The organism is Methanocella arvoryzae MRE50, from assembly GCF_000063445.1.
Taxonomy (GTDB): domain Archaea; phylum Halobacteriota; class Methanocellia; order Methanocellales; family Methanocellaceae; genus Methanocella_A; species Methanocella_A arvoryzae.
In genome coordinates, this window is record NC_009464.1 from 268,714 (window position 1) to 281,695 (window position 12,982).

Annotated in this window: 13 protein-coding genes; all 13 read right to left on the reverse strand. The window is 56.2% G+C overall.

Annotated features, from left to right (window positions below):
* Positions 1–35: 35 nt before the first annotated feature.
* Entirely contained in the window at positions 36–557 is a 522-nt protein-coding gene (locus RCI_RS01365; RefSeq protein ID WP_012034591.1) for a LeuD/DmdB family oxidoreductase small subunit, read from the reverse strand.
* 1 nt (position 558) lies between these two features.
* The gene (locus RCI_RS01370; protein WP_012034592.1) at positions 559–1,815 is read right to left on the reverse strand and encodes a 3-isopropylmalate dehydratase large subunit; all 1,257 of its coding nucleotides are present in this window, start codon (positions 1,813–1,815) and stop codon (positions 559–561) included.
* Between the two features lie 203 nt (positions 1,816–2,018).
* The gene (locus RCI_RS01375; protein ID WP_012034593.1) at positions 2,019–2,819 is read right to left on the reverse strand and encodes a formylmethanofuran dehydrogenase subunit C; all 801 of its coding nucleotides are present in this window, start codon (positions 2,817–2,819) and stop codon (positions 2,019–2,021) included.
* A gap of 2 nt (positions 2,820–2,821) precedes the next feature.
* Positions 2,822–4,573, reverse strand: coding sequence for a tungsten-dependent formylmethanofuran dehydrogenase subunit FwdA (gene fwdA, locus RCI_RS01380; RefSeq protein WP_012034594.1), 1,752 nt, complete (start codon positions 4,571–4,573; stop codon positions 2,822–2,824).
* A 12-nt stretch (positions 4,574–4,585) separates the two neighbouring features.
* The gene (locus RCI_RS01385) at positions 4,586–5,950 is read right to left on the reverse strand and encodes a formylmethanofuran dehydrogenase subunit B (protein WP_231844898.1); all 1,365 of its coding nucleotides are present in this window, start codon (positions 5,948–5,950) and stop codon (positions 4,586–4,588) included.
* Between the two features lie 3 nt (positions 5,951–5,953).
* Positions 5,954–6,367 carry a molybdopterin dinucleotide binding domain-containing protein gene (locus tag RCI_RS01390; RefSeq protein ID WP_012034596.1) on the reverse strand — a complete coding sequence of 138 codons (414 nt, stop codon included), beginning with the start codon at positions 6,365–6,367 and terminating at the stop codon, positions 5,954–5,956.
* 23 nt (positions 6,368–6,390) lie between these two features.
* Complete coding sequence (locus tag RCI_RS01395; protein WP_012034597.1) at positions 6,391–6,933, reverse strand: hydrogenase iron-sulfur subunit; 543 nt, start codon at positions 6,931–6,933, stop codon at positions 6,391–6,393.
* Positions 6,933–8,906 carry a CoB--CoM heterodisulfide reductase iron-sulfur subunit A family protein gene (locus RCI_RS01400; RefSeq protein ID WP_012034598.1) on the reverse strand — a complete coding sequence of 658 codons (1,974 nt, stop codon included), beginning with the start codon at positions 8,904–8,906 and terminating at the stop codon, positions 6,933–6,935. The genes RCI_RS01395 and RCI_RS01400 overlap by 1 nt, the downstream gene beginning before the upstream one ends.
* An 11-nt stretch (positions 8,907–8,917) precedes the next feature.
* Complete coding sequence (gene hdrB / locus RCI_RS01405) at positions 8,918–9,829, reverse strand: CoB--CoM heterodisulfide reductase subunit B (protein WP_012034599.1); 912 nt, start codon at positions 9,827–9,829, stop codon at positions 8,918–8,920.
* Positions 9,826–10,368, reverse strand: coding sequence for a CoB--CoM heterodisulfide reductase subunit C (hdrC, locus tag RCI_RS01410; protein ID WP_012034600.1), 543 nt, complete (start codon positions 10,366–10,368; stop codon positions 9,826–9,828). The genes hdrB and hdrC overlap by 4 nt, the downstream gene beginning before the upstream one ends.
* A 2-nt stretch (positions 10,369–10,370) precedes the next feature.
* The gene (locus RCI_RS01415) at positions 10,371–11,462 is read right to left on the reverse strand and encodes a 4Fe-4S binding protein (protein ID WP_012034601.1); all 1,092 of its coding nucleotides are present in this window, start codon (positions 11,460–11,462) and stop codon (positions 10,371–10,373) included.
* Between the two features lie 22 nt (positions 11,463–11,484).
* Entirely contained in the window at positions 11,485–11,718 is a 234-nt protein-coding gene (locus RCI_RS16055; protein ID WP_012034602.1) for a 4Fe-4S binding protein, read from the reverse strand.
* Positions 11,719–11,733: 15 nt separating this feature from the next.
* The gene (locus RCI_RS01420; protein WP_012034603.1) at positions 11,734–12,978 is read right to left on the reverse strand and encodes a Coenzyme F420 hydrogenase/dehydrogenase, beta subunit C-terminal domain; all 1,245 of its coding nucleotides are present in this window, start codon (positions 12,976–12,978) and stop codon (positions 11,734–11,736) included.
* Positions 12,979–12,982 lie beyond the last annotated feature (4 nt).

Consider the following 12,982-nt stretch of genomic DNA (forward strand, 5'->3'; position numbering starts at 1 on the left):
AAGATGATGCTAAAAAATGGGCGGAGGCAAGCGGTTTACTGCTTGCCCTCGTGCTGCTTCTTCAAGTACGGCATGAGGCCGCCGGCCTCTAAGAGCTGCTGCATGAACTCGGGGATCGGTTTCATAGGTAAAGTCTGTCCCGTGGTGTGGTTGATTACCAGGTTCTTAGCAAAGTCCACTTCGAGTTCATCGCCTTGCTTTGCTGCCTTCGAGATACCCTTACACTCTATGAGAGGAAGGCCGATGTTAAACCCGTTCCTGTAGAAGATCCTCGCGTAGGATTCTGCAATGATACAGGATACATCGCACGCCATGATGACCTGGGGTGCCTGCTCTCTTGAGGAGCCGCAGCCGAAGTTGTTCGCTGCGACCAGAATCGGGCTCTTCACTTTCTGGGCATCCGTGTAGAACGTCGGGTCGATGGACTCGAACGCGTGGACGGCCAGCTTTTTCAGGTCGAGCTCGTCGTACTTGTACTTGCCCGAGATGACTTCATCGGTGTTGGTGTCAGGAGGATAAATCCTGAGAACCTGAGATCTGATATTTTTCAGGGCCATTTTAGAGCACCTCCCTCGGGTCGGTTACCTTGCCATATATGGCACTGACTGCCGCCACAGGCACGTTAGAGAGATAAATTTCAGACTTGTTGTTGCCCATCCTGCCTTTAAAATTACGATTCTGGGTGGACAGCACTTTCTCGCCGTCGCCCAGTGCTACGGTCCGTCCTATGCAGAAGCCGCAACCCGGCGGGCATACCGCTGCTCCGGCCTCGACAAGAGTCTGGATGTAGCCTGCCTGCATGGCTTCGAGCATTACTCCTCTGCTGGCAGCGTAAACCACGAGGCGGGTGTCCTTGTGAACTTTCTTGCCTTTGAGAATTTCGGCTGCGACCTTGAGGTCTTCCAGCCTGCCGTTAGTGCAGGAACCAATGCATACCTGGTCGAGCTCCATGCCTGCGAACTCAGATACCGGCTTGACGTTGTCTACCCTGTGGGGGTAGGCAATGAGGGGCTCGAGTTTGGTGGCGTCGACTTGCAGTTCGTTGGCATAGTGGGCATCCGGGTCTGCGGCGAGAGGCTTGTACTCGTGTTCGCGGCCGTACTTTGCCAGGAACTGCCGTACCTTCTCGTCCGCGGCGCACAGGCCGACTTTACCGCCCGCTTCGATGGCCATGTTGGACATGACCAGCCTGGACTCGACGGACATGTTCTTGACCGTGTCGCCCATAAATTCCATGCTCATATAAGTCGCGCCGTCTGCGGTGATCTCCCTGACGATGTGCAAGAAAACGTCTTTAGAGGTGACGTATTTCGGCAGTTCGCCGTTGATGTCGAACTTGAATGCCTCGGGAACGCGCAGCCAGGTGGTGCCGTACGCCATGATGGCGCCGACGTCGGTGGAGCCCATGCCCGTGCCGAACGCTGCGAGAGCACCGTGGGTGCAGGTGTGGCTGTCGCCGCCGATGATGATCTTGCCCGGGGCGGAGAACTTCTCGGCTACGATCTGGTGGCAAATACCATCGCCGTTCTCGAAGAAGTACGGCATGTTGTTCTCCTTCGCGAACTTCCTCATGAAGATCTGGACGTTGGAGACCTGCTCGCTGGGAGACGGAGACGCGTGGTCGCAAACCCCCGCCACTTTCTCAGGATCGAACACCTTTCGGGTGTTCAATTCTTTCTCCATCTGCTGGATAGCCAGCGGCATTGTGCCGTCGTGTGAAAATACGAAGTCGACGGGGACAGTGACGATGTCGCCCGGCGCACAGTCCTTCCCGCTCTTTGCGGACAAAATTTTCTCTGCTAGCGTCTTGCCCATCTAGGTTCACCTGAAGGTGTGTGATGCTATTGCAGGTTTAGATTATAAGTTTTTTCATGTCCGGCCAGAGGCGGGACGGAAGTTTAAGGATACGGGTTACGTGTAGGCGTAAGCAACCGTAAAGCCCTGGTTGTCCGGCTCTGCCATTAAAAAAAGGGAGGACATCCACGGAAGGGATGTCCGCCAACGATCAATCGAAGCTCTTAACTTTTCACGTACAGCGTGCCTTTTCCGGCCTCTGCACGGTCACCAGTGTAGACATTGAACAGCATCTTCTGGCCGTCGAATTCTACCTCTTCGGTGGACTTCAGGGCGAAGCCTGGCATCATGTTGCCGATCTTGCCGAGGACGTAGATGGTGCCGCGGGTCATCTGGGCGCCGACTCTGCTTTCGGCGTTGCCGTGGATGATGATCTTTCCGCCGGGCTCTTTTGCGCCGACAGCTCTGCCGGCGTGGATGCCGGCGTTGATGGTGACGTTGCCGTGCACCGTTATAGTGCCGCCGATCATGTATTCGCCTATGTCGCAGCCTGCGTTGCCTTTGACCAGGATGTTGCCGCCTTTCATGCCTCTCCAGTCGCCACGGTATGCTGCGCCCAGGTAGTTGCCGGCGTTGCCCTCGATGACGAGGTCGCCGCCTTCCATCTGGATGCCTGCGAAGGCGTCGGCGTTGCCTTTGACGAGGATGCTGCCGCCCTTCATCCAGGCGCCGCAGTACATGTCTACGTCGCCCTTGCAAAGGATGGCGCCGGCGGCCATCTTCGAGCCGATGTACTTGACTCTGGGAACGCTGCCGTTGATGACGATGGCCTGCTCTTCGGCTGTAGCGGCAGTGGTGCCGCTGATGTCGAAGAACTTGCCGAGGCGGTGGGTGGTGTTACCCTCCCACACCTGCATGTCAGCGATCTCTTCCAGAGTCCTGCCCGCGAAGTTGTCCGGAGTGATACATTCAGCTTCGAGCACGAGGTACTTTTCCCCGTTTGGCGTTAAGGTAACTTTTTCCATGATTAGTTGCCTCCTGCCAGCGGCCCTGCCTTAATTACCTGCTGATGCGGGGCATAGACGTCCTGCACCGGGTAGTTGTTCAGGGTGACCGAGTAGTACTTCAGGAACTTTTCCACGATATCGTTCATGACTTCCTTGTTGTTAAAGCCGTCTGCATCGGACCAGATAGTGTACTTCGGAGCGTCTACAGACACGACTTCGCCATCCTTGACGACGATATCGCCGCCCTTGATGGTGTAAGCCGCTCCTTCGAGAGCCTTGACGAGTACTTCCGGCTGCTGGCCGATGTCGGTGGTCTTCGGGTCCAGATCGTAGATGGAGACGTCGCCGTCTGCGCCTATGCCGAGGTGGCCCTTGTTCCTGGACATGCCGAGCGCCTTTGCGGGGCCTGCCCTGGTCATCTGGGCGAGCTCATAGAGAGTCATCTCTCTGCTGATGTCTTTGAGTTTAGTTCTCTCTCCGACCCACTTGTGGAGGGTTGCGAGTTTGGCGTCCCTGGCCTTCTTGCTCATGAGCCAGCTTGCGACGACCGGGTACCTGGTGAACGGACCTGCGTTCGGGTGGTCAGTAGTCAGGAAGCACTTCATCGGATCCTTGACAAGCAGACCGAGCTCTAAACCGGTTGCCCACTGGATACCGAAGACGTGGTTCCTGGAGTCGTAGATAAACGGCACTACGCCGGAGCCAGTCTCTAATTCTACGTCTAAGTTCGCCCATTTCAGGTGGTTGGTGGAATGGAGGACGTACTCGAACGGGCCGTCTGCTGTCATCGTCGTGGTCTCGTCGAGAGTGACGAAGCCTACGTCGATGGTCAGGTGGTCATGCGTATTGACATAATTGGCAATCTGGTCCGCTTTAGACTCAAAGTCTTTCCACGCAGTTCCCCCGTAGGAGTTGAACTGGGCGTGGGTGAAGTGCAGATTCTGGTTTCTGCCCGACTTCTTGTTGGTTTTTATACCTTCTGTTAAGGCCAGAGTCTTGAGCGTCGTCGTATAGTTGCCAGGGTGGCCGAGGTTGTTGCCGTGCAGGTGAATCGAGTGCGGCAGACCAAGCCTTTCGTTGGCATCGCACAGGCCCTGGATAATGTTTTTGGGAGTAACCTCAAAGTACGGTACGGGGTCGTCGATGTCCGTGCAGTTCTTACCCCAGCCCCAGGCTTCCGTTCCGCCGGGGTTGACGATCTTTATTACGCTTCCCTTAGTTGCTTTGAGCATCCACGCGATGAAAGCATCGAGATTGTCTTTCTGGCCTTTTTTGATGTATTCCATCACGAGCCAGTTGTTGCCCAGCAGTGTGAAGGCTGACTGGTCCAGGATCGGGGTGTCGTGCATTTCCTCGTGGGTGTGCCTTGCCAGAAGGGGCGGCATGGCCGCCTCATTGACGAAGGTGTAGCCGAGCTTGGCGTACCTGTACGCGGTGACGAAGGTGCTCGGGACGGAGAAGCCTCCGCCTGCCCTTAGCAAGTCTGTGCGGTGCTCCATGGTGTCGTGGAGCTTGTCCTCGGGCCTGTACATACGGCCCACGTTGACCTTGGGGCCTGCTACGTGGGTGTGGATGTCGACACCGCCGGGCATCACTACTTTGCCCTTAGCATCGATGACCTTCGCCTTAGTGGACAGCTTGGAGGGCTCAACGATCTTGCCGTTCTGGATAGCGATGTCCTTAACATCGCCCTTGACGCCATTTAACGGGTCGTATACATACCCGTTCTTGATGAGTACCTCATTTTGAACTTTCAGTGGCTTTGCAGACATGATCTATACCTCTCACTGTCCTTTCTTCTCTGCCTTGATCTCCTTCACTCTCGCCAGGATTCTCTCCAGGATTTCCTTGTCGGAGAGGATGCCTTCCGGAGCGTCACAGACCTTTCTGCAGCGGATGGGCACGTTATCCATACGGTAAGCGTTGCCTTCTTCCTCGACACCTACGATAGTCGACGGTATGACGATCTTGCTGATGCCGGTCGTCGGGGTCTCGTGCGGGTCGATGCAGATGGTCGGGATCTGGGCGTAATACTTCATGGACGATACCGGGAAGTGTGCGCCAGGATCGGATGCGATCACTAAGGCTGCGTCACATTCCTGCCTCTGCAATATGTCATTCGCCGCGGTCTCGCCCGGGTTGTACCTGGGGTAGCCTCTGGAGAAGTCCATGCTGAACGGGAAGCCGCTCTGCCAGCTCATGACCTGGCCGCTGCCGGTCACGTTGTAGTGGCCTCTCATAGCGACGAGGGTGAACTTAGTGTACTTATTCATGTCGGCCACGAAAGAAATCGCAATGTCGATGTTCCTGTGCTTGCCGATGGACTGGGTAACACCCATTCCGAAGAACAAGACGCCGAACTTCCTGGACTTGCACAGATCTCCCAGTGCCTTGATGTCCTCTTTCTTGACGCCGCCTACCACGTCGGGGATGTCCTCGCCACGGATGACAGTCCTGAGGGCGTCTAGAAGCTCGTAGTCCTTGCCCTGTTCGACCTGGACGTGAATGTCCGCCTGCTTCGCGGTGTCAGTCGGCCTCGGATCTACGACGACCATAGTCCTGTCCTTGAAGCCTCTCTCTGTGAAGAAGCCTCTCGGATAGGTCGTGTACCTGCTCATGTGCCTCGGGTGGGCGTGTACGGGGTTGCAGCCCCAGTAGATGATGAGGTCTGCTCTGTTCTTGACTTCACCGAGAGTGCAGCACGGAGCGCCTACAGTCTGGATGGCCATCACGGAGGGGCCGTGGCAGACGGACGCGGTGTTGTCGGTGACTGCGCCGCATACTTCTGCAAGTTCGTTGCCGACTGCCTGCGCCTCACACGAGGTAGAGGACCAGCCGTACATTAACGGTCTGCGGGCGTTTGCCAGGATCTGGGCTGCCCTCTCGATTGCGTAATCGTAGGATACGGGGGCGAACTCTGCGGAATTATCCTCCCTCTCCATCGGGGCGAGGATCCTGTGGCCTGCCTGAGCAGACTTGAACTTCTCATTGCCAATCACACATGCGTTAAGCGTGTCGACGATCCGGTTGCCGTCCATAATCACCTTGATATCGTCGCACAACGTGCCGCAGAAGGGGCAAACAACATCCGTGACTACCTTCAGGTTGCGGCTTTCAGTAGTCACCACGTTCTGTTCTGGTATTAACAAAGTTTACCCCTCCTGCTTCTGGATAAGAGTCATCTTCTGGAGCAGCTTTATGCCGTTCTCGACTGTCTCGCCGGGCGCTGGCTCGATCGTGACCTTGACTCCCTTGAAGCTGGGCATCCCGGTCGAGTACATTTCTGTACTGATGACCTGGTTAGCCCACGGCCCCATGGGAATAAAGGCCAGCCCAGGGTGCGGGCCCTGGGTTGCCTTGACCGCCCTGACGATTACAGTACCGTAAGCGGATGTTACCTTTACGGTCTGGCCCGGGAACACGTGAAGCTTCTTCATGTCAGCGACATCAAGCTCACATATTCCACAGGCCTTAATGTAACCGTCGTCATGCTTGTGGCCTTCGATTGCCACACCCTGCCAGACGGTCCGGCCTGATATAAGATTTACTTCTATCGAGTTAGTCATCTTCGGGTCTCCTTACGCCCGCCTTACAGCTTTTGCAACGGGGCGACTTCGACTTTCTTGCCGGCGGCGATCTTTGCGATCTCTGCCAGATCGTCGCTGGCGGAGCCCGAGTTGATGGCTTCTCCGATTGCCGCCCTGGTGCGTATCGGGCTGGGACCAAGCTCGTTGATGGTTTTGATCATGTCAGTGACGACTTCCGCCCACTTGGCGCCTTCCGATGCCGAGACGAAGGTCATCCTCACCCGCCGGTCGTCGAAGCCGAGCGACCGGAGGACTCTCTTCATGTAGAACATCCTCTTGGCAGCCTTGTAGTTACCTTCGAGATAGTGGCAGTCGCCGAAGTGGCAGCCCGACACGATCACGCCGTCAGCGCCATCCATGAACGCTTTTACTATGAAGAGAGGGTCTACTCGACCTGTGCACATCATCCGGACTACTCTGATGTCTGAAGGATACTGAATCCTGGCGGTACCTGCAAGGTCTGCGCCCGCGTAGGAGCACCAGTTGCAGACAAGCCCCAAAATTTTGGGCTTCCACTCACCGTTAGTGTTATCGTTGGTTGACATTACTGCTCACCTCCGAGCAGGAGCGCATCGATCTGAGCGATTAGCTGGGGTGTGGTAAAGTGCTGCATCTTGATTGCACCGCCAGGGCAGGAGCCTCCGCAGGTACCGCAGCCCTTGCACATCGCATCGTTCACATTAGCTTTCCGGACACCGCCTTCGAGGTTTAGCATGGTGATAGCCTTGTACGGGCATTGCCTCTCACAGACACCGCAGCCAGCACAAATCTCTTCGTTAACCTTGGCAGCAATCGGCTCAAGAGTAACTTTACCCTGGTTGATGGGTACTGCCGCTGCTGCAGCTGCACCAGCTGCCTGAGCTACTGTGTCGGGGATGTCTTTCGGTCCCTGGCAGCAGCCTGCGAGGAAGATACCGTCGGTCGAGGTCGAGAACGGGTTCAGCTTGGGGTGAGCCTCAAGCAGGAATAAGTCCGAGCTTCTAGATACGAGGAGCTTGTTTCTCAGAGCCTCCGTGGTCTTCTTGGGTACGATGGCGGAGGCGAGGACTACCATTTCGAGCTCTATGTTGATCGGGGTGCCGAGCAGAGTGTCTTCTGCCTGGACCAGCAGGTTCTTGTTCGGGAGCTCCTGGATCTTGGCGACCCTGCCCCTGATGAACTTGGCGCCCTCGTCAGAGATTCTGTAGTAGAACTCTTCGTATGCCTTACCGAAGGACCTGATGTCCATGTAGAACAGGTAAGGCGTCACACCGGGCATCTTTTCCATGATCTGGTGGGCGTGCTTAAGCGAGTACATACAGCAAACTCTGGAGCAATATTTGTTCGAGTCCTGATCCCTGGAGCCTGCGCAGAGCACGAAGCCTACGTTGTGGGGCTTCTGGCCGTCGCTGGGCCTGATCAGCTTGCCGCCAGTCGGGCCTGCAGCGTTGATGAGCCTCTCGAAGTGGATGCCAGTGATGACGTTGTCGTAGACGCCGTAGCCCCACTCCTCTTTCTTCTCAATCTCATAGAGATCGAAGCCGGTTGCCACGATGATGGAGCCGATCTTCAGCTCGACAAAGGTATCCTTCATCTCTAAATCGATGGCCTTCTTATCGCCGCACTTCTTCACGCACAGCTCGCACTTGACGCAAGAATCGAAGTCGACGGTGTACTTGAGGGGCACTACCTGCGGGTGGCAGATGTAGATTGCCTTCCTGGGGCCCATGCCAACATCGAACTCGTTAGGCCTGGTGACAGGGCAGACCGTTGCGCAGTCGCCGCAGCCGTTGCAGGCATCCTCGATGACGCCTCTCGCCTTCCTTCGGACGGTCACTTTAAAGTTGCCGATGAAGCCCTCTACGTTATCGACTTCGGAGTACGAGAGAAGCTTGATGTTGGGGTGCCTGCCAGCTTCTGCCATCTTCGGGGATAGAATACACTGGGAGCAGTCGAGGGTCGGGAACGTCTTGTCCAGCCGGGACATGTAGCCGCCAATAGTCGGTTCCTTCTCAATCAGATAGGTGAGAATACCCGAGTCTGCGAGCTTCATGGCTGCTTCGATACCGCCGATGCCTGCGCCGATGACCATTGCGGTCTTTTCGCAGGGTACAGATTTTGTCTGCAAAGGCTCAAGCAGCCTGGCTTTGGCGACTGCCATGCGGACGATGTCCTTTGCCTTCTCGGTTGCTCTCTCAGGCTCCTTCATGTGGATCCACGAGGACTGCTCACGGATGTTCGCCATCTCAAAGACGAACGGGTTTAAGCCTGCCAGCTCGGTTGCCTTCCTGAAGGTCGGCTCATGCAGACGGGGCGAACAAGCTGCAACCACGATTGCATCAAGCTTATGATCTTTTACGGCCGCCTTGATCTTTTCCTGACCGGGGGTCGAGCACATGTACGGGTAATCGTTAGCGATGACAACGCCCGGAAGGGTCTTCGCGTATTCGGCGATAGCCTTCACGTTGACGGTGCCGGCGATGTTGGTACCGCAGTGACAGATGAAGACTCCTACTCTGTTTTCTTTACCGTTTGCCATATCTTATCCCCTCACACAATCCTGTCGAGTAACTTGTCAACCTTGATCTGGTGCGCGCTCAGGCCGAGTTCCTCGGGACTCATGCCCTGGGCGAGGCCTAACAACTGGGAGAAATGCAGTACAGGAATACCGTAGCTGTCGCCGAACTTCTCCTTGATTTCTACCTGGCCGAGGTCGAATTGCAGGTGGCAGAACGGGCAGACATCTACGATGACGTCGACGCCGACTTCCTGCATGTTCCTCAGCTTCTCGTTGGTCATGTCCAGCGCGTAGTCCTTCTTGTAGCCACGGACACCGCCACCGGCACCGCAGCACATCATCTTCTCCCTGTAGTCCACCGAGGTGGCGCCGAGTGCCTCGACCATCTCATCGAGGAAGGTGGGCCTTTCCGTGGAGAACGCGGGGCTTCCGAATCTTCTTTCCCTGGCGGGCTTGAGCATGTGGCAGCCGTAGTGGACGCCGACCTTGATGCCGTTCAGGGGCGTGACAACCGAGTCCTTGATCTTCTTGATCCCTACATCCTTGTAGAGCTGCTCTGCTAAGTGGCGTACCTCGATTGTGCCCTTGAATTCCATGTCCGCAAGCTTCAGCAGCTCGTTGACCTTGGCCTTCTCAGCAGGGTTCTCCTTGAGCTTCTCGTTCACGTCGTACAGGGACTTGTAGCACCCGTTGCATACGACGGTGCAGTCGAGGCCCATCTGTTCAGACAGGCAGATGTTTCTTGCTGCGAGGGCTTCCCAGGTGAGGACGTCCATGCTGCCGAACGCGCCGGGGGCGGGGCAGCAGGATGCGCCGACGAGGTCAGCGAACTCCAGGCCCAGATTCTTAGCGGTCTTCAAGGTTGCAGCCTCGATGCCGGGGTACCGGTTCGGAGCGATACAGCCTAAGTATAAGGATGTCTTGTTAGATGCTGAGTGACTCATTTCTTAGCCTCCAGTTGAGCCTTGATAGCCATGAGACCGGTAGCCTCCATGATCTTCATGATGCCCGGGATGTACTCGGGGTGCGTGGCTGTCGTCGGCGGCTCTGCCGTCAGGCCGAGCTTAACTCTCAGAGCCCTGTTAGCGTCATTGTTCGGCACAGCATGGCCGGTCTGCGAGATGAACGTCATGTTCTGCACGAAATTCTTCGGTACCAGCAATTCCCTGGTGGCCATATTCCTCAGCGCGATGATAACATCAGTGGGCTTGACATGCCTGGGACACCTGTCAGTGCAGGTGTAGCAGGTCGAGCAGTACCAGATGGAATCATCCCGGAGGAGCTGATCCTTCATACCAAGGGCAACCATCCTCATGATCTTCCTGGTCCTGAGGGCGTTCCTTCTGCCCTGGGGGCAGCTGCCGGTGCAGGTACCGCACTGGTAGCAGACGCCGATGTTCTCTCCGCCCTGTTTCTCTACCTCGTGGGTGAAGTTGATTAAACCCTTGTTGAGGTTTATTACCTGTGATTCTAATGCAGCCATTTTTAGGCCTCCTTGATCTTCGGGGTCTTCTCTGCGAAGAGCTTGGCCTCGATCTTGTTGTACAGGTTGGTCTTCTCGCCGGTGACGTTGATCTTGTTCCTCTTCATGGTGATCGTGCTGTCAGCCGGGCAGGCGTTGATGCAGGCGCCGCAGTAGATGCAGAAGTCCTTGTTGTAGGCGAGCTTGCCGGGCTTGTGGCCTGCTTCCTCGACTACGGGCAGGTACAGTGCGTTGCACGGGCAGACGTCTACGCAGGTAGAGCAGCCGGCCGGGCAGTTGGCGGTGTTAATGGTGAGTTCGCCTTCGAAGACCTTCTCAACCTTCGCCGCATCCTTCGGGCAGATGACCTGACACCACGTACAGGTGACGCACTCGTTAGTGTCGATGGCGACCTTGCCGCTGAGCTTGGGCTCTTCGATGATCTTGCGCTCGATGGAGATTGCATCCTCGGGGCAGATCTCTACGCAGACTTTGCAGGCGTCGCACTTCTTCTCGTCGAACTTGACCTCGCCGATCCTCTTTACTGTCAGTGGAGTCGGCTCTTTGTATTCGATCTTGAATGCGTCGCAGGCCTCTGCGCAGATGCCGCACTTGGTGCACTTCGCATCGTCGAGCTTGTAGTCGATCGCGTACTTCATGGTCGAAGCAGCCTTGTGGCCCTGGTCAACCTTGGCGACGTCTCTCCTGATGGCGTCCCTCGGGCAGACCTCTTCGCACAGCACACAGCGAGAGCACTTCTCATCGTCGATCTTCGCTTTCTTCTCAAGCACCGGGAAGCCCTGCTGCTCCAGAATGGGGAGTTTCTCTACGCCGTCTACGGACAGCTTGATGGCGTTGAACGGGCAAAGGATGTTGCATACACCGCAGAAAGAGCACTTCTTCGGGTCGACATCGACCTTGGATACCTTAGCCTTGCCACGGCTTACTGCGCCGATCGGGCCCTCGGTAATTGCCTCTTCCGGACAGGCGTCAATACAGACTCCGCAACCGGTACACCGATCCAGGTCCACAGCCAGATTTAACTTCTGGGTCAGCAGCCTCTGTTCGATTACCTGCTTATTGTTCTCTGTTTTCTTCGAATAACTGGGAAACATGATTTCTTACTCCTGATAACTCCTACGCTGTCGTGAGCGTGATTGCACGCTGCGGACAGACCTCAAGGCAAATGCCGCAACCATTGCAGACCTCGTCGTCGATTACGACAGCCTTGCCGTTCAAGACGTTGTAAGTCTTCTTTTTGGTTACCGGGTTGGCAACCGTCAACTCCAGCGCATTGACCGGGCAGGCGACAACGCAATTATTGCAACCAGTACAGGTCCTGTTCTGGATATCTAATGATATTGTCGTCACGTTTGCACCAGCCCTTCAGTCCTTGAATATGTTGAAGATCTGGTCGGTCCCTGTAGCTGCCAGCCTCTCCCTTTCCTCGGGCTCCTTGACCAGAGCCAGCACTGGCAGGGTCATGTCGACGCCGGGCTTATAGCCAAACATCGCTTCGAGGTCGGCCTGTATCGAGTGCATCAGGCGGGAGTTCTCGATGTCCATCGGGCAGAGCTCCTCGCACTGGCCGCAGTTGATGCAGGAGTCGGAGACGTGCATGAACCGGATCATGTGGAACATGAAGTTGGGCGGTACCTCGCCGGGCGTGACCAGGTAAGGTTTCTTAGTGCTGCACTCTGTACAGTAGCAGATAGGGCAGTTCTCGATGCACGCGTAGCACCTGATGCACCGGGAAGTCTCTTTCATAATAGCCTGTAGGCGCTCGGTACCGTTGCCGCCTTTGGCAAAGTCCTTTGCACGCCACTTGTCGGCCAGCTTGAGCATCGCCTGCTCAACCTTGCCCCGGATTTCAACCCCTTTCTGAGGCGCTGCAGAGACTTCGATTACACCAGCTTCTACCGCCTTGTTCAGTGCCTGCGCACCTTTATCGCTGCAGACTTCCACGAAAGTGGCTTTTCCGGCCTTGTCCCCGACGATACCCCAGTTACCGCAGGCCAGGTCGGCCTGTCTTGGGATCTTCGTCTTGCACCGGCGGCAGTTTTCTCTGCGGCCGTAGCCCTGTTCTTCAAGCTCGTCGATGGAGATACCCTTGTGCTGGCCATCAGCAGTTAGAATAATAAACTGGCCTTTATCGATCTCTTCCTTTACTACGGTGTCCGGGTTGACCCCGAACTTTTCCCGGATCATCTTTCGGGCCATAGCGGGCCTGACGGTACCGCCGCAGTTGACTCCGATCATAAGGATGTTGTCCAGGTTGATCTGGCCTCTCTTCGCCATCTCGTACAGGGCCATCGTATCGCAGCCCTTTGCCACGACAGCGATTTTCAGGTTCGGGTCTGCGTTGAGCACAGTTTTGCTGAGCTGCTTGGGGACCAGTAAGGTGCCGCAATGCAGAGAGCCGGCAGTCTGGATGACGTCTTTCGGGTCGGTGATGAGAGTGGGCTGGGCATCGTAGATGTCAGCACCTTTCTTCATCGCGTAGACCGCGTCGACCATGTGGCTCTCCAGGAGATACTTTAAGAGTGCTGTAACGGTGCCTCCTGTTTCGCCCCGCTCCTGGACGGCCTTGTCAGTTGCCTGGGTGTATAGTAACTCGCCTTTTGTAACCATCTGC

Excerpts from the sequence above, each read along its gene's own strand:
- RCI_RS01365 (WP_012034591.1), bottom strand. The coding sequence starts at position 557 with ATGGCCCTGAAAAATATCAGATCTCAGGTTCTCAGGATTTATCCTCCT.
- RCI_RS01370 (WP_012034592.1), bottom strand. The coding sequence starts at position 1,815 with ATGGGCAAGACGCTAGCAGAGAAAATTTTGTCCGCAAAGAGCGGGAAG.
- RCI_RS01375 (WP_012034593.1), bottom strand. The coding sequence starts at position 2,819 with ATGGAAAAAGTTACCTTAACGCCAAACGGGGAAAAGTACCTCGTGCTC.
- fwdA (WP_012034594.1), bottom strand. The coding sequence starts at position 4,573 with ATGTCTGCAAAGCCACTGAAAGTTCAAAATGAGGTACTCATCAAGAAC.
- RCI_RS01390 (WP_012034596.1), bottom strand. The coding sequence starts at position 6,367 with ATGACTAACTCGATAGAAGTAAATCTTATATCAGGCCGGACCGTCTGG.
- RCI_RS01395 (WP_012034597.1), bottom strand. The coding sequence starts at position 6,933 with ATGTCAACCAACGATAACACTAACGGTGAGTGGAAGCCCAAAATTTTG.
- RCI_RS01400 (WP_012034598.1), bottom strand. The coding sequence starts at position 8,906 with ATGGCAAACGGTAAAGAAAACAGAGTAGGAGTCTTCATCTGTCACTGC.
- hdrB (WP_012034599.1), bottom strand. The coding sequence starts at position 9,829 with ATGAGTCACTCAGCATCTAACAAGACATCCTTATACTTAGGCTGTATC.
- hdrC (WP_012034600.1), bottom strand. The coding sequence starts at position 10,368 with ATGGCTGCATTAGAATCACAGGTAATAAACCTCAACAAGGGTTTAATC.
- RCI_RS01415 (WP_012034601.1), bottom strand. The coding sequence starts at position 11,462 with ATGTTTCCCAGTTATTCGAAGAAAACAGAGAACAATAAGCAGGTAATC.
- RCI_RS01420 (WP_012034603.1), bottom strand. The coding sequence starts at position 12,978 with ATGGTTACAAAAGGCGAGTTACTATACACCCAGGCAACTGACAAGGCC.